Source organism: Chryseobacterium sp. AG363 (genome assembly GCF_003610675.1).
Classification (GTDB): Bacteria; Bacteroidota; Bacteroidia; order Flavobacteriales; family Weeksellaceae; genus Chryseobacterium; species Chryseobacterium cucumeris.
This window is the reverse complement of record NZ_RAQF01000002.1, coordinates 352,787-369,940: the sequence shown is the minus strand read 5'-3', so window position 1 is coordinate 369,940 and position 17,154 is coordinate 352,787. Positions and strand designations below refer to the sequence as shown.

Sequence of the window (17,154 nt, the reverse complement as noted above, 5' to 3'; positions counted from 1 at the left end):
TCAAGCTCTTGTGATTGTGAATTCTTAACTTTAAGTAGCTATAACCTTTAAACTATTTTAAATATGAAAACCATTATTATGGCCATTTTTCTATTAATGGCTACAACCCAAATCACATCTGCTCAAGGAAAAGTACGAATTTTCAATACAGACTTAGATGTTAAGGACATTATCGGTGCGACGAAAGTTGAACATCAAAAATGGAATTTAGAACTGAAGAAAGTTCTTGTCAGAAATAACGACTTTCCATACGAAACGATTGGAAGTTACAGAGATCATTTTTCAAGTATTGAGCCGAATATGCTTTTTAATTATGTTGATAAAGCTTCTTATCCTCTGTTAGATGAAATAAATATGGAATACTATGAAAATGCTGCTCTTCCACGAATGAAACGCAATAAAGATATAGTCGGAAGACCTGACTTCATTAAATTCTGTACTGAATGGGAAAAACTAACAAAGTACGAAGACAAAAAGAGCCTTCTATTCAAAAATGAATTTATTGAAATTGGAAATCTGATTCAAAATGATCGGTTCTCGATAACCTCGGCACCGTTTCAACTAGAAAAAAAGGTTACAAAAAAATTCAGTTCGACCATTGAAGCCAACATAAAAGCGAATTTAAAAGCAAACAATATTGATGCTGATGCAACGCTCGTAAATTATCTCAGTTCCCTTATAAATTCCCAAACCTCTTACAACGGAGTTATGATGATTATAGAATTTCGTGATGATTACCTCGATAGACTCTCACAGTCATTGAATGGTATATCTGAAAGTAAACTGGGAACAGACCGATTTGCGCGAGCACTTCTAGATTATGCTGCTCCAGGAAGCCAGCGTGCAGCAACGACCGGATTAGTGGTATTCAAATTGGATGGAAAAATAAATAAGACGAAATTGACAGAAGAAACTTTAAAAGCAGATCTCAAAACAAAATTTAACTCCTTGGGTCCTGATATGATAGGAAATATCTCGGCCTCAATTGGAATAGGATTCGTTAGTAAAGTGGAAAATATGTTCAGTGCGGAAATCAATAATACTTATGTTAAAAATTACCTGACGTCAAACCTCGTCGACAGGATAGAAATTAGTAAGGTACGAAAAGCCCTGCTCAGTCAATAACATTTCTACACACCAGATTTACACTTGCTAAATCTGGTGTTTTAAAGTTTTAGTTGTAAATTACTGATTATCGGCAGTCATACTGTAAGATTTTAACCATTCCTTGATCAAAGCCATATTTTCTTTGTCCAACAAGGTTCCAGCATTCCCAAAAGTGTGAACACCTACCAAAATATTTTTACCATCACTATTTACCCAAATTGGTGATCCACTATTTCCTCTATAGGTGTCTAAATTATGATTAAAGATCTTATTGCCAACAAATGAACATATATCTTTCTGAAAAGTAATAAAATCACCATCATAACCATAATCGGGATCAGCGGGATATCCTGCGACATTTAGCGTGTCTCCAGCTTTTAAAGAATAGTTATCATCAAGAACAAAGGTATTTTTCTTTAAATCTTTAAAATTTGTAATTGGCAAAATGATTACACCAAAATCGTGCTTAATTCTGTTACCGCTAAGTTGGAGGAACGAATATTCGGGGTGCGTTTTAATAGCAGCATCACATTCCTTTTCTCCTTTTATTTCCAATGTTCCGTAAGGGAATTCTTTATAATTTTTACCTGGGATGATTTCTATTGATGTTACTTTGCTACCCTTAACAGAATGAATATTGTGGGCAGCCGTCAGTATTATATTCGGAGCAATAAAGAAACCTGTTGATGCATTGGAACCATCTTTTTTCGGCCAGGCCCTGTCACGGTAAATATTAAGGTAACAAATATTGTTGAAAGGATTTATTCTTGTATTGCTGATCTTTTCCAGTTTTGAAGGTAATTGTCCAAAACCATAAAAGCTGGTTAGCAATAATAACAGGATTGCTATTGACTTTTTCATAATTAATTAGTTTCTAATGGGCTATGAATAAAGTTACAATATTTTGATGATAAAAAACACAGACTAAACCTAAAAAATTCTGCAATCATCTTTTGGAAAGACCAAGCCCGCTATCTGGATTAATAACTAATTAATTTTTTGCCTTTTGTCAAAAGATTTAAGCTTTTATAGGCTTAATTTAGTTTCAATAGTTCATAAGACAAAGAAATACAGCGACACTAACCTATAAACCATATAACATGTTAACAAACATTTTCAGAAACTTAATTTATGCAGTATTCACAATTATGCTGCTACAGTCATGTGAAAGGGATATTGAAACATATCCTCAAACCGAAGAAACAGCGGTAGCCAAAAAATGGTATGAAGACAACGGGAAGCCTTTTCCCTTAGATTGGTCAAAATCACAGCTTATAAAGATTGATAATAAGAATACAACGCTTATCGTCCCCTTGGAGAACGGCACAAACCTAGGACCAGATAATTCGATGCAACAAAACCTTGTATTTACTATTGAAGGGAATAAAGTAGCTGGCGCCAATAAAGTGAACATTTTCGCAGACACACGTACTGTAGCGGAGTTTTCAGACCATGCTATTTCCAATTTCGTCAAAAAACAAGTGCATCGAAGTGAGGATCTAGGCAAAGTATATTATATGATATATAATCTTGACGATATCTTGGTATACAGCCAATCACTTGATTCAAGTGGACTTAAAAACGTAAACCTTCAATTAAAGACTAAGGACGCCGATACCAACGCAAATAAAGAAAACGGAAAACCTGACACAAGTAAGAATATACCTGTTGTATGTAGCGAGTGGTATCTCGTAGAATATTTTGACGACGGTACCGCTTATTGGACTTATCTATACACAACGTGCAGCGGTACCGCAACCGGAGGTGGCGGCGGCGGAGGTGGCGGTAGTCATGGAGGTGGCAGCGGTGCACCTGCCTCAACTTATTACGAAGCTCCGACTGAACCGATTGATATTCAGGAGATTTTAAATTGTTTCAGTAATATCCCTTCTAATGCACAAACCACCTACAAGGTTACGATTCATAGCCATCTAGCCAATCCTAGCAACCCTTATCAGGTTTACAATGTTTCTGCAGACGATCCTGGGCATGCTTATATAACAATGCAAAAAACCAACGGATCTGCAACCCGTTCGCTGACTTTTGGCTTTTATCCAAGTGCGGGCAGTTGGATGACTGCGATTAAAGACGCCGAAAACTCTGCAATTGGACAGGAAGACCCTGCAAAACGCAGAAACGACGGCAGTTATACGATAACAGTTACTGAAGCCGCATTTAATAATGCACGAAACGCAGCCTTAGCGGGAAGTGCAAAGCAATACGATCTTAATGATTATAACTGCACAAATTATGCGTTACAGGTTTTTAATGCGGCAATGGGCGGAACGGGATTGCAAGTGCCCAATAGCCCAATTGGCTACAAGACACCTTCAAGTTTATATTTAAAGCTGAGTGACATGAAGACGGCGGGAACCGCTGGTGTTTCGCTTTCACAAGGCTTCGCACCGACCAGCACTACTCCATGCAACTAATAAAACAATCTTATGAAGAAGAAAAATATGAAGAAAGCAATTATAATAGTCCTTGGCACTATTCTCCTGATTCCAAATCTACCTTTTATCGGTAAGGATATCTCCCACCGGTTAGATGAGGGATATTATCGATATGCAAATTTAGATGGGTCATATACAATAACCCAGGATTTTAATTTTAAAAGCCCAGGTTTCTCAGACCTTCATTTTGAATATTGGGTAAAAATGACATCTCCCGCACTGGAAAACCGGAAGCTATACAGATTGTACAAAATCAATCCATTATGTTTTTGGCGGTGGAAAAATTATTTAGTTAATGGTGTGCATTTTGACTATATGGACCCCGATATCATCGAAAAGAATATGGAGAAGAAAAAGGTCGAGGCCTCTAAAGTAATGTAGCATTAAGTCGTGTAGTTCCGCCAGCTAGCACGAATTGTCAGAAAAGGATATGAAAAGAAAATTCATTAAAGGAATTGTACGATTTGTGTTGGTAATACCCAATACACCAATTATAGGTACGGAAATATTGAAGGCCATAGATAGTGATCATTTTCGATATGCTAATGCAAACGCCACTTTTACCAGCATTGAATACATGGAAGTTTATTCCCCTTGGATGAGCAAATGGACAACTTATGGATTTATCCATGATACGAAACCGGAAATGGTCAATATGGAAATTTTTAGGTTGTATAGAATAAATCCACTGTGCTTTTGGCGGTGGCGATATTATTTAACTGTTAGCAGACATTTCGCGTATCGCGATTGGGAAAAAATAAAGAAAAATCGAGTTCCCTTCGAATCAGGGAATAGATGGCAGAAGTTTTAATTTTATATAATTAGGAATCTTTACGCTTGGAAAAACTCTCATTACATGGGAGTTTTTTTTTTAATACATCCATAAAAAAACGCATCTTTTAAAGATGCGTTTAAAAACTAATAACCATGAAACGTATTAAAACTGTAAGCAGCCTAATACGTATGTTTGAAATATATTATACTTTTAATATTGACTAATTATATGACCTTTAATCGAGATAAGATTCTCAATTTTCGGTTGCAAATTTAAGCATTAATTTCAGATCTGCTTACGGATTCCCGTAATCTCATTAATTCATTTTCCTTATTGATAGTACTTAAAACATTTTTTTTCTAGGAAGCCCGATTTCATGCTCCTGTGGATATGGTGCTCTAAAAGTCAAGCTGACATCTTCTTTGATCCGTTGCTGGGCCTCATATTTCTTTTCCTCATCGTGCGAATACCGTGGATCAGTAATAAATGGCATCTTTGCCATCTTGGTGATGGTGATCGTCGGAAAATGGAAATCCACCTCCACTATGCCCAATAAAAGATAACATCCCCCACCTTGAAAAGGATACTTTTCAAGGCAGTCCGGAAAATGGGCTGTGTCAAAATAATTCCCGTGGGCATCTATCCACGTTCCAAAAAACATTATCCCCCGCTTCGTCGGAACATGTTTCCTTGAAATAAGATAGGCGAGCATCTTTACTTCCTTTTTGTGATGTACCGTGAGATCTTTCGCCATAACACTTCCTCTATATTTTGTCTGAAGTAGATCGAAAGGTGTACAGGATACCGGAAAACTTAAAATCTCGATTTCGTCGAAAGCATCCTCAAACACATTTCTTTTTAACTCCGGAAATTTGTATTCCTTGATCGGTTCTTCAAAAAGAGTCTGAAATCTTTTCTCCGGTTTAAAATCGCCCAATAGAATGCGCGCTTTGAGCAATAGTTCATTTTTTGGCACACCAGAAAAACGGAATGCTCCGATAAAGATCAACGTTTGCAAAGTCTCAATGCCAATTGGAACCCTCTTGATAAAATCTTCCATTGACCTATACTCCCCATTTGCCTTTCTTTCCTTTGGTATCAGCTGAGCAAGTTTCGATTCAACTTTTTCAAGCAGCATCAGTCCCAGATATATTTCCTCTCCATAAATCGTTGTTTCATACTCGCTTTTATTTACACATGGATTCAATATAACACCCCCTGACATCCTTGCCTCGTGTACATAGACCTCTGTCCTATAGAAACCGCCCATATTATTTATCGCTGAAACCATAAACTCCACTGGATAATAAACTTTCAGGTACAGCGATTGATAACTCTCTACTGCATAAGAAGCTGAGTGAGCCTTACAGAATGAATACCCTGCAAAAGATTCGATCTGCCGGTAAATTTCTTTACTTAACTCCTCAGGATGCCCCTGTTCTCTGCAAGATGCAAAAAAATCGTCCTTCACTTTTTGAAGTGCCGAAAGTGACCTACCTTTTCCGCTCATAGCTCTTCGCAGAATATCCCCGTCAGCAGCAGAAACTCCTCCATAATGCAGAGCAATCTTGATCACATCTTCTTGGTACACCATAATGCCATAGGTCTCCCCTAACTGCTTCTCAAAAACAGGATGGAAATATTCAAATTTGTCCGGATTGTTATGCCTAAAGATGTATTCCCGCATCATGCCCGATTGGGCAACTCCAGGTCTGATGATAGATGATGCCGCAACCAAAACCTTATAATTATCGCATTTTAACCTTCTGAGCAAACCGCGCATAGCTGGCGATTCAATATAAAAACAGCCTATGGTTCTTCCCTGACTTAAATATTCATTGCATTTTTGTTCATCTTTGGAAATCGTAGTGTCTTTTATATTGACTTTGATTCCCCTTTTTTCTTCCAGTAGTCTTACGGTATCGTTAATCGTACCAAGCCCTCTTTGTGATAAAATATCAAATTTTTCAAAACCGACCTCCTCAGCAACATGCATGTCCCACTGTACAATGGGAAATCCCTTTGGAGGCAACTCAAGGGCTGTAAAATTTGTCAACGGTTCCTCGGAAATAATAATCCCGCAGGAGTGCATACTCCGCTGGTTGGGAAATTTTTCGAGCAGCTTCCCATACTTCTGCACCTGCTTAACTATATCGTCTCGAAATACACGCTCTGGATATTTGCTGAGCTCGTCAAGCTCCTCCTTGGGTAGTCCAAATGCTTTGCCTACTTCCCGAATGATCGAACGGTATTTAAACTCTACATTAGTACCGCAGAAGGCGACATACGCTTTACCGTATCTATTGAAAATATAATCCAGAATGATATCTCTTTCCTGCCATGACCAATCGATATCAAAGTCAGGCGGACTTTTTCGGTTAAGATTCAGGAACCGCTCAAAATATAGGTCAAGCTCTATTGGGCAAATGTCCGTGATCCCTAGACAATATGCAACAATCGAATTGGCCCCGCTCCCCCTACCTACGTGCATAAAACCCATACTATTGCTATATCGAATGATATCCCAGGTGATAAGAAAATAACCGCTAAAGTTTAATTCATCGATGACCTTTAGCTCTTTCTCAATCCGCTGTTTTGCCTGCTCATGATTTCTACCGTACCGTCGTTCCAGACCAGCATAAGCTAAACGGGTGAGCAGTTTTAGGTCGTCAGCTTTGGTTCCTGTATAATGCTTCCTATTTCTTGGTGTAGAAAAAGCAAATTCAAAATTGCACTGTGACAGTAATTTTTGCGTATTTTCAATTATCTCCGGATAATAACGGTAGATTTCACATACTGACTGAAAAGACCGCAAATATTCCGATTTTCTGCACACTTCTTTTTCCGGAAGTTTGGAAAGAAGTAAATTGTTATCAATGGCACGTAAGATCCTATGCAGATTATATTCCTTCTTTGTCCTAAATGTAACCGGGCAGAGAACAACCATTTTTGATATTAGCCTTTTTAATTCAGGTCGTATCAACAGATTGAGTTCATCCTCACGGATTCCGATATATTCATTATCACGAAGATTTTTAGGGAAATTATCCAGAGGATAAATAATAAAATTGTCGTTTAAATCCGGCTGTAACGGTAAATCGAACCCATCACAAATATACGAAGTAAGCATTCTGTTAACTTCTGAAAGTCCTCTAAAGTCCTTTGCAATCGTTATATAGTACAGTTCACTGCCCTTACGCACTTCTACTCCTACAACCGGACGAATATCATTTTTTTCACATTTCTTTTTAAATTCGTAGATGCCGGTCACCGTATTTATATCGGTTAGAACAAGTTCCTTGACTCCCAATGCTAAAGCCTGGGATATGAGATCGTCTATGGAAAGTGTACCATAGCGAAGACTGTGAAAGGAATGACAGTTTAAAAACATACTTGCGCATACTAACGTAAAAAATTGAAGCCAACTGCACGACCAACCGCATCTTTACCAAAACGGTTCTTGATATTGTCCATCGCCTGATATAAACTAATGAGCTCTGCATTATCTTCAAAAAGGTTCATCTGATAACTTCCATGAACAAGATCCGTGAATCGTAAACCCACTAAACGGAGCCTCATACGTCTGGTATAAATCTTATCAAAAAGTTCCAGCGCAACCCGAGCCAATGTATGGTCCGAGGAAGTATAGGACACTCGACATTGCTTAGACTCCGTATCAAAGTTGGAGTATCTGATCTTGATCACAACTGTAGAAGTCAGCCACTTCTCCTGACGTAGCTGGTGGGCAAGTTGCTCTGCCATACCCGATATTAGGCTTTTAACCTCAAAAACATCCATCGTATCACTGCCAAAGGTCCTCTCTTTTGAAATTGACTTCCTTTCGGAATAAGGTATAACAGGGGTTTCGTCAATACCATTCGCCTTTTTCCAGAGATCGACTCCATTTTTTCCGATCATCTGTTGGAGTACATCAACAGGCATTTCTGAAAGTGTGCCGATAGTCCTGATACCGACTCTCGAAAAAAGCTGGAAAGTTGCACTGCCGACCATCGGCATTTTTTTTATAGACAAAGGATTTAAAAATGACTGAACACCAAATGAAGGAATCTCTCGATGTCCGTGAGGCTTTGACTCGCCAGTCCCGATCTTACTTACGGTTTTATTCGTCGATAGTGCATAACTGATGGGTAAACCTGTTTCCTTCTCGATCTTGGCTCCGAGTTCATTGGTCCATTTATAAGCTCCGAAAAACCTGTCCATCCCAGTTAGATCCAGATAAAACTCATCAATTGAAGCCTTTTCCATTACCGGGGCACTTTCCTCGATCACCTCAGTGACCATATGTGACATCTTGGAATACAGTTCCATATCGCCTTTGACAACTTTTGCTTGCGGGCAGAGACGAAGCGCCATTTTCATGGGCATAGCTGACCGTACTCCAAACGTTCTTGCTTCATAGCTACATGAAGAAACAACACCCCTGTCACCTCCACCAATGATCAGTGGAATCCCGTCTAAACTGGAATTTATCAGTCTTTCGCAGGATACGAAAAACGTATCCAGATCCAAATGCACTATCGATCGCTCCATATCGTTTACTAATTTATTTAGCAAAATTGATAAGATTTTTCACAATTTATATTACATTTGTTGTGAAAAATATTCACAAAATGTCAACACGCTCTATTTTAGCTGATAACATAAGGTATTTAAGGATGCAGCAGATACCGGAACTCTCGCAACAGCAGATTGCTGACAGGCTGTTTGTGACAAGAGTTTCTTATGCAAAATATGAGACCGCAAAAGCTTCGCCTCCGCTGGAAGTTTTGCTAGCGATTTCAAGATATTACCACATCAGTACAGATCTGCTGCTGACTGTAGATCTAAGAAAATATAAGCTGCAGGAAATGCTTAACCTTCCGGATAATAGGATCCTGCTACCCATAAAAACTGATTCATTAGGAGAAAATAAAATAGAAATAATACCCTACAAAGCCTCAATGGGCTACCTGTCAGGATATGCTGATCCAGAATATATTGAAAGTCTGCAAACAATGTCACTACCATTCCTACATAACGGAAAATATAGAGCTTTTCCAGCAGTAGGCGACTCAATGCCTCCCTATCAGGATGGCACTTACATTGTCGGAAAATACGTTGAGAGTATTCAAGATATCAGTGTAGGCAAAACGCATGTACTGGTAACCCGCACAGGATTTACTTTCAAACGCATTGAAACTATCAACGACAGTTCCATTACCGTAAAATCTGACAATACATTTTATGATAGTTACGATATTTCATTTGCTGACCTTTGGGAGATTTGGCAATATGCAGGCAGTTTCTCATCTAGGGAACAGGAAATAATTGACTTCGCTGGAGATGATATAAAATCAATGCTGATAAAATTGATGCAAGAGGTAAGGGAATTAAAAGCCCGGTAAATACTTAATCAACATCCTTTTTATCAATGATAATTTCATAAAATTCATTTAGCTTTTTCACCAAGGCTTTAAATACCTCCAGATCAGTTGCAGTCTCCTGGAGACCCAACCTTTGTTTGCACGAGTTATACCGTTTCACAAAACTGGAATCACTTAGGTGCCCATGTAATTGTCTCAAATCATTCAGCACAAATAGAGGTGCAATCAATGTTTCTGCGTCACTTTTCAAAAGCACTCTTTCAATGAACAATGATAAAAGCTTTAAACTGCCTAACTTTCTACCCTCTTTATTTACTAAATCTTCATCAGCTAAACCAGATTTTTTTAAGATTTCTCTTAGCGATTGATCTTGAATATTCTCTACAAGATATTTATTTAAACTGAGAAACGCAGAAAATACCTGCTCCCTCTCTTCCATTATCGGGGGCTTATAATATTCAGATAACTTGCTGACATCAACTTTGGTGAGATCTATTCCAAATTTATCTCTAATTTCAGAATTGAATTGATTTTTTAAATAAAATAAGCGTGTTTCGTTATCAGAATTCTGAAAAGCATCATCTGGAGAATATGGATTCTGACTTAAATAAAATTTTGAAAAAACTTCATGATCGGACGGAACGTTTGAGGCTTGAAATCGTTTCAGATGGGGCTTCATATCTTCATCCCTGAAATCTTCATCAAGATCACCAAGCCATTTAAACAATTTTCCATTCCTGTTTATTCCAAATCCCCAACTAAATAATGGTTCTCCTTTGAAATATATATTACAAGAAGAAAACGAGGTAAATTTTACTGAGTAATCAGGATGGCCATTATAATAAATCAAAAGATCCTTATCGAAGAAAACCGGAGTCAAATATCCATCATCCTCCGGACGATATAATCCTGGAATTATATAGTAATCTAAAGGATCATATTGAAATCCCAAATGATCATATCGTTTAAATCTCTTTTCTGTATCAAGCTTTGAAAAAACGTATTTCAAAGGCATTTCAAAAAACTCCCCTTCCTTTATTTCGCCGATCATTTCATCTCTAAACTTCATGAAATTATCACCGGGAAGAATACTTTCCCTGTCACCGCAGCTCTTACATAAATAAAAAGGTATTTTGATTCCGAAACCTTTCTTATTATCTGCATCATTGAAGTTTACCCCTGCAAATTCAATAAATCTATAATCCCCACATCTTTTACATTTAAGCGGATGTACCATACCTAAAATTTTAAAGTTTTTGTCGAATCTTTCTTAACAATGACGATTTGTAATTCAGCTAGCTTCCCAGTTTTGCAAAGAAGCCGATCCTAATTTAGCTTTACCCAAATATAAAGAAATTGAACTCACGATATGCAACTTCATTCTTTGCAAAATCAAACCTAAGTCAACATAAATAATAAACCTCTGGAAGATTATCGTTTTAACCTAACGTCTTCATATTTTTTTCTTTCCGTCTTAAGAGAAACGAGCCATTCCAGATACATCCCTTCAGGCATATTTCTATACCCAATCTTGTGAATATAATTGTACTCTTTGTTCAATGACGAAAGAAGTTCCTTTGCTTTTGGATCAGATTTTTCCATTTTCAGATATTGTTCCTTGTGAGTTTCTGCCCGCAATAGTAATGCTGTTATTAAATTTGGACTGACTTTCAAGGCCCTTTCAGCACATTTTAGCGCAAAGCTCCCGTCACTTTCAGGAAAAGACCGTTTATAAGCATTCGCCAGATCGACTAAACATAAACCGAGGCTTTCGCGATTATCTAATGCTTTCATATAAATCCCATTTTCAATGGCATTTAAGTGAATAAATCCCGATGCCATCAACCAGGCGTCCTGCGAAAAGATACCACTGGTTAATTCTGTATTATACCAGCCAATGGATTTTATATTATGTTTGATATAAATATGATTTGGTGCCAGCGCAAGATTTGCTTCAACACCGATTTCCTCCGCAAGAATTTTGTAGAGGTATGGTAATGAATTACAATTTCCTCTCTGCGTAGTTACCAGTTTTGAAACAAAAAGGCTTGTTAGATCTTTGTGTCCGAAGACATCTTCAAAATCGTATGTAAATGGTTTATAGTGTACCGTATCTTGATCGATTAAAATAGGTGTCTCTTCACAGATAACTGAAAAAATCGCCGCATATTTACTAACCTTATCTTTATCTGTTTCATTATATGTAAGGTTCCGATTTCGAAGAATAGTTTTACAGAAATTTGCCATAAATTTTATTTTCCTGTTTACTTCAACCGTATCTAACTTACCTTGATAATATGCATTCTCCGTACTCAGGACAGCCACTTTAAAATTATATTTCTGCTTATCATTGAGCATATTATCAATAGTTAAATACGCTTCATCATAAAATCGGTTCTCCTGCGATTTTACCAAACCGGCAATGAAAATAAATAAAGAGATATAAAAGTATTTCATAATTAGGGTCCCAAAAATGGGTATATTTAATTGTTCTGATTATCCAGATGATCAATGATATCGATCGCCAATATATCATCGGTTTTCCGACCATATTGTGAAAGGAAGTGATCTATTAAGAAACAAAGCTGGTTAAGTGAGCAAAGACGTTCGAACCATATTTGTTCTTCTTTTAGTAATCCCGACATATCGTTTCGAGATCGAAAAAATTTATAATCTGCATCAGTACTGACCGTGAATTCTGCATACAGAATAATGTTCTCATAGTCGGTATTGCTCAGGTCACCACTAAGCAGTTCATTTATTGTATTCGTCCTTACCGCCTTAATAATTTTATCTAATTTCATGGTTATCCACTTTTCATAATAGTTTTCAGTCCACTAGATTCAGTACTTTCCAGCCATCATCTTTTATAAAACCTACCCAAAATTTATTACTTACCGTTGAGCCATCTTCAAATATTATCCTTTCCTCAATAAGCTGCTGCCCTGCCCGACTATCAAGCAAGGTAAATACCCTTTCTATGTTTTCGAAATTTGGAAATCCATTCCTTTCAAGATCTTCTAATAATGATATTTTAAGAACGGTTTTAATTTTTGAATGTATGTCCTTGCTAAATTCCAAATTGCTTTCAAGCAGAACATTTTCAGCTTCCATATTAAAATCCTTACATGAAAGAACACCTTCTATATTTTTTTCACTGTAAAAATTCTCAAGTGCAATAATTGCCCCTTCCGCAGTTGACCGGTCTGCCTTAAATAAATCATTTCCAAGATCAATCCGAAATCCACAGTGTATTTCGAAATCAACCTTTTTATCTTCTGACAATGTCTCATTGTAATATCGAATTGTATAACCTCCAATCAACCGCTGATCCACAATTAACATCCAATCTACAGCCTCAGCAATCAAAATACTATGGACCTCGTTGTTTTCTGGCAACACGCCGTGGTAACGGTCGTTCTCAACTCTGACATTTTCCAACCACACAAAAATTTCGCTCTTATTCTTAAATTTAATGGCCGAATAACCGCAATAACCATCACCAATTATTTCATTGAAATACCAAATTGTGTTTTTTGCCTTATATAATAAGTAGAGATAATCGTCATTTATCTCGAATTCTAAGATATTTTTCATTTAATGGGTCAAACTAGGCGGGGGTTAAATTCTTGTATTAAGATGCCTAAGAAAGCTCCTAACACTTTAAGTTTTTTACAAGATGTATACAGTTTTTTATTACTTTACAGCAATCTGCCATCCATCAAAAACACTACTATTCTTTTCTGCTATTTTAGACATTTCTTTTGCCCATCCAACAACTGCCTCTTCGTTAATTGACACAGGCTTTGTGTAACCAATTACGGCAAAATCCTTTTTATCATGCATCTGCCTATATCCAGCTGTATACCCCATAAGTTCTAAGTATTTATTTAATTTCTTTGCATTTTCCGCACTTGAACTTATAAAGAAGAATTCAATTTTATGTTTTGAATTCCTTTCAATTCCATTTTTGTACAAATCAATAACCGCCTTTCTATCTAACTCCTCTATGGCCTTTTCGTCATCAGAATATGTCGACTCAATAATCTTGTAGTCTACAACAGAAGACGAATCAACAATCACTTTGTCTTTCTTCTTATCGCAAGAAAGACTAATTGCAAGAACAAATAATACAATTAATACTCTAATCATCTCTGCGCTTTTTAAGAAAAGTCTGGATAAACGAAATTATATTTTCCAATCTTGATTCTTTCTACGATAGCAAATGGGGGAATTACAATTCCTACCTCCGCGTTGGTATTCTCCCCTACCAGTTTACCTACCTTTGTGAAATCTTTATCATTAATTTTCCACACATACCAGTTTTCGGAAACCTTTATAGGTTCTTCACCGACTTTTTTGCCATAATCATTTGTATCTCTAAATAGAATATTGTCTATGGCAGGATAAACAGTACTTTTTCCCTCCTGCGTAAACAAAGCTTGTTTTACCCCGATATTAATCATTGTATGTGCATGAAAGTCAATCTCTCCAGCTGTTACTTCTGCAAAGACAGGAATTTCATCACTTGGATATTCTCTTTTGAAGGAACGGATAACGTCACTATTTAATTGGGTTAAATCGTTTGCTATATATTGAAAATATTTCTTTTTCCCATTATCCAAGGTTACTGAAAACATATCACCGATCTCCGTTTTAACTCTTTTTGCCATTTTATTTCTTTTTAAGGTGCTTTAACCCCAAAATTACTCCAATATTTGGGAGCAATTGAATTTATTTTATTTAATAACTGACCTCCATTTTTCTGTAGTCCATACTGATTGATCAAATTCTGTTCTGCTACGCGAGCTTCCTGCAATGTCATTCCAGAAGCACCTTCTATTTGTCTGAAAAATAGACTGCCCTTCTCACCGCCCTTAGCAGCATGTTGAGCAAATCTAGAAGCAAATGGCTGGCTGGTTCTTCCAATATACTTAACTTCCCCTGCAGCATTTAAGCCTTCATATAATCCATGTAGCTTTTCCGTTGTTTCGGTAGCAACTGTTGCCCTTCTAATAATAGCGTTTAGCGCACCTCCTGTTACTGCACCAATGACAGCATCCTGAACTAACGGATTTTCCGCAACAAGTGTTTGAATCTCTGTTTTTCCTCTTGAATCTGGAATTCCGCTTATTGTTGGAGCATTAGGATCGCCAAACATCGCCATACTTAATCCAGGCGCCATATCACCCGCGTGAATTAGGGGATCTAAATTGGTCATAACCCCTAAGGGTGCTAAAAGAGAATTGTTGGTATAAGAACCATTAGCATTTAACGCCGTTGTAGTTCCATTTTCAGTTGTATAAGTTCCTGATTTTCCTAAATAGGTTTCATTTGCTCCAGCCGTGGATTGACTTGTGGCATTGTTATTCCAATAAACAGTATTTGATTCCCTATTATGCACCCAATCAAAAGCCGCTCTTCCATCAGGATCAATATTTTTAATGGGATTATTAAAGGCATAATTGTAAGGTGTCCAATTCGAAAACTCCTCGCTTAAAGGATCGGGACTGATCCACCTGCCATGCGTATCACCAATCGGTTGTGCATCGGGATCATCTAAATTTACTTCAATAAAATCAACGATTTCCCCTTTTTTAACATTAAAAGTAACAGAACCAATGGTAACGATGCTATCCTGATCATGAAATTCAAGATACTTTCCCTTGCTCAGCGTAGCTACCTTCGGATAATAGCCATATTTTTTAAATGGGTTACCCGCCTCAATATTTTTTCTTCTTCTTTCCGCCTCAACTGGCGTTAAGGAATCTCTGGTTTTTAGAACCTCACTCATGTAAGGTCTTGCTTTTTCTTCTTTGGTAAGTTTTACCGGATTGACCCACTCCTTTTTACCGGTCAATTTCTTATTCTGTTTTACCTGCGCTTGGTTAAATCCAATAAAAAACAGCAGAATAAATAATAAAATCCTTCTCATATTTAAGTTTGTATTTTGAATTATATGGTTATAAAAATTCCTTTGGAATAGCATACACTTTAGGACTTTCCTTCTTCGGTGTAATTGCTTTTACCTTTTTAGCTTCTTCACGCTGTTTTTGGGCGTTGAGTAGTCTTGCCCGTTCAGCAATCTCATCACTTTTTTGCTTATTTTCGGTACTCTTCAATGATCCTAACCATTGTTCATACTGCTCCGGAGGCATCTGGGCAAAACCTGATTGATCGATGTAATCAAAACCAGCCTTGATACCCAGAAACTGATCTTCCAGGGGCGGATAGCTCCTGATCTTTTGCAGCTGTTCTTTATTTTCAGGATCGATACCTAGACGGTTACAGGCTTGCATAAACCTCATTTGGTCAGTATTGCTTTTCCATAGGGTTGCATTAATATTGTTCGGATTCAGCTCCAGCGCCTTACCTAGAACTTTGGCAACAAACTCGTCATAGCCAAATTTGTGGATATACCCGCTGGCGAGATCCACATAAGTCTGCGAAAGAACTTCTTTCTTTGTTAAATTTTGCATATAAAGCTTATTCTTGAGGGCTTCAGCTTTAATATATCCTGAATTCAGAACAAACGAATTTGCTGAAAACATCCCGTTGGTCAACTCTACGCTCAACACTTCGCCATCATTATCCTTAAAACGTATATAAGAATGGTTAGGTGACATAACCAAAAAGGCTTCTGCACCGATCTGTTCTGCCAAGATCAAATACAACAATGGCATAGAATGACATTGGCCACTGTTGGATTTCATCAGTTTGGAAACAAACATTTTACTGTAGTCTTTTGCCCCCATATAGTCATCAAAATCATATTTGACCGCTTTGTGGACAACTTTTCCATTCTGCTTGGTATCCTGTGCAAAGTATTTGAAAATTGAAAGGTTTTTAGCAACATTGTCAGATTCATCAATACCATTTTTCTTAATATCTTGCCTGATTATCGAAGTAGCTTTCTGTATCTGCTGCTGATAATCCGAATGAAAATTCCTGTCATTATTGTTGTATGCATTTTCAACGATAAATACAGCATCTGCAAGTGTGTACCCCTCGGGATCGAGCTTTAGTAAATTATCATAGGCCCTGTAGTAAGAGTCAGTTCCTTTCTTTTCGGATAAAGGGCTGAGATTATAGCGTTTTGCATCAGCTTCTTCCCTGATTAAAGCCATCTGGCGTTCAACCTCTTTGTTAATCTCTTCCTGATCGTCTTGGTGGGTAGTCTTTTTTTTATAAAGATTTGAATTAGCATTAATATTTGGGGAGGCAGGTCTAGGGGTGGGTTGATTATTCAGACCCGCAGGTATACTGTAAAGATTGCTAACACTAGGTCTTTGCGGCAGATTTGGAATCTGTCCATAGATATAGTGATAGCATAAAAATAGGCTAAATAATAATATTTGTCTCATCTCATAGGTGTGTTTTTAAGGTTAATTTTGGCTTCGCAATATATTTTAATTTATAACACTACGGTATCCGT

The 17,154-nt window shown here is 37.3% G+C and carries 15 protein-coding genes; 4 read left to right on the top strand and 11 right to left on the bottom strand.

Features of this window, described 5'->3' with window-relative positions; translation table 11 throughout:
• Positions 1–63: 63 nt before the first annotated feature.
• A complete protein-coding gene (locus DEU39_RS01675) occupies positions 64–1,125 on the top strand; it encodes a hypothetical protein (RefSeq protein WP_120230693.1) in 1,062 nt (353 codons plus the stop codon).
• Positions 1,126–1,185: 60 nt separating this feature from the next.
• Here DEU39_RS01675 and DEU39_RS01670 read toward each other — a convergent pair whose 3' ends face one another.
• Positions 1,186–1,968: a trypsin-like serine peptidase gene (locus tag DEU39_RS01670; protein ID WP_120230692.1), complete on the bottom strand. Its 783-nt coding sequence runs from the start codon at positions 1,966–1,968 to the stop codon at positions 1,186–1,188.
• 239 nt (positions 1,969–2,207) lie between these two features.
• On the opposite strand from DEU39_RS01670, the gene DEU39_RS01665 reads away from it, so the two are divergent.
• Entirely contained in the window at positions 2,208–3,539 is a 1,332-nt protein-coding gene (locus tag DEU39_RS01665) for a hypothetical protein (protein WP_147367540.1), read from the top strand.
• A gap of 12 nt (positions 3,540–3,551) precedes the next feature.
• Entirely contained in the window at positions 3,552–3,941 is a 390-nt protein-coding gene (locus DEU39_RS01660; protein WP_120230690.1) for a hypothetical protein, read from the top strand.
• A 737-nt stretch (positions 3,942–4,678) separates the two neighbouring features.
• Here DEU39_RS01660 and DEU39_RS01650 read toward each other — a convergent pair.
• Together DEU39_RS01650 and dinB are read right to left on the bottom strand one after the other, a co-directional pair.
• Positions 4,679–7,726 carry a DNA polymerase III subunit alpha gene (locus tag DEU39_RS01650; RefSeq protein ID WP_120230688.1) on the bottom strand — a complete coding sequence of 1,016 codons (3,048 nt, stop codon included), beginning with the start codon at positions 7,724–7,726 and terminating at the stop codon, positions 4,679–4,681.
• Positions 7,727–7,737: 11 nt separating this feature from the next.
• On the bottom strand, positions 7,738–8,886 hold the full coding sequence (dinB, locus tag DEU39_RS01645) for a DNA polymerase IV (protein ID WP_120230687.1): 1,149 nt from the start codon (positions 8,884–8,886) through the stop codon (positions 7,738–7,740).
• Between the two features lie 80 nt (positions 8,887–8,966).
• Here dinB and DEU39_RS01640 point away from each other — a divergent pair, with 80 nt between their 5' ends.
• Positions 8,967–9,740, top strand: coding sequence for an XRE family transcriptional regulator (locus tag DEU39_RS01640; protein ID WP_120230686.1), 774 nt, complete (start codon positions 8,967–8,969; stop codon positions 9,738–9,740).
• Positions 9,741–9,744: 4 nt separating this feature from the next.
• Here the strand turns inward: DEU39_RS01640 and DEU39_RS01635 are convergent, their stop codons facing one another.
• The 8 genes from DEU39_RS01635 to DEU39_RS01600 form a co-directional block, all read right to left on the bottom strand.
• Positions 9,745–10,956, bottom strand: coding sequence for a hypothetical protein (locus DEU39_RS01635; protein WP_120230685.1), 1,212 nt, complete (start codon positions 10,954–10,956; stop codon positions 9,745–9,747).
• Between the two features lie 194 nt (positions 10,957–11,150).
• Complete coding sequence (locus DEU39_RS01630; protein ID WP_120230684.1) at positions 11,151–12,176, bottom strand: hypothetical protein; 1,026 nt, start codon at positions 12,174–12,176, stop codon at positions 11,151–11,153.
• A 26-nt stretch (positions 12,177–12,202) separates the two neighbouring features.
• Positions 12,203–12,364, bottom strand: coding sequence for a hypothetical protein (locus DEU39_RS24260; protein WP_183037358.1), 162 nt, complete (start codon positions 12,362–12,364; stop codon positions 12,203–12,205).
• 184 nt (positions 12,365–12,548) lie between these two features.
• Positions 12,549–13,316: a DUF2314 domain-containing protein gene (locus DEU39_RS01620; protein ID WP_120230682.1), complete on the bottom strand. Its 768-nt coding sequence runs from the start codon at positions 13,314–13,316 to the stop codon at positions 12,549–12,551.
• 99 nt (positions 13,317–13,415) lie between these two features.
• On the bottom strand, positions 13,416–13,871 hold the full coding sequence (locus DEU39_RS01615; RefSeq protein ID WP_120230681.1) for a ribonuclease E inhibitor RraB: 456 nt from the start codon (positions 13,869–13,871) through the stop codon (positions 13,416–13,418).
• Between the two features lie 11 nt (positions 13,872–13,882).
• Positions 13,883–14,392: a hypothetical protein gene (locus DEU39_RS01610; protein WP_120230680.1), complete on the bottom strand. Its 510-nt coding sequence runs from the start codon at positions 14,390–14,392 to the stop codon at positions 13,883–13,885.
• A gap of 11 nt (positions 14,393–14,403) precedes the next feature.
• On the bottom strand, positions 14,404–15,654 hold the full coding sequence (locus tag DEU39_RS24625) for an RHS repeat domain-containing protein (RefSeq protein ID WP_228436595.1): 1,251 nt from the start codon (positions 15,652–15,654) through the stop codon (positions 14,404–14,406).
• Between the two features lie 28 nt (positions 15,655–15,682).
• Positions 15,683–17,083 carry a hypothetical protein gene (locus tag DEU39_RS01600; protein WP_120230679.1) on the bottom strand — a complete coding sequence of 467 codons (1,401 nt, stop codon included), beginning with the start codon at positions 17,081–17,083 and terminating at the stop codon, positions 15,683–15,685.
• Between the last annotated feature and the right edge of the window lie 71 nt (positions 17,084–17,154).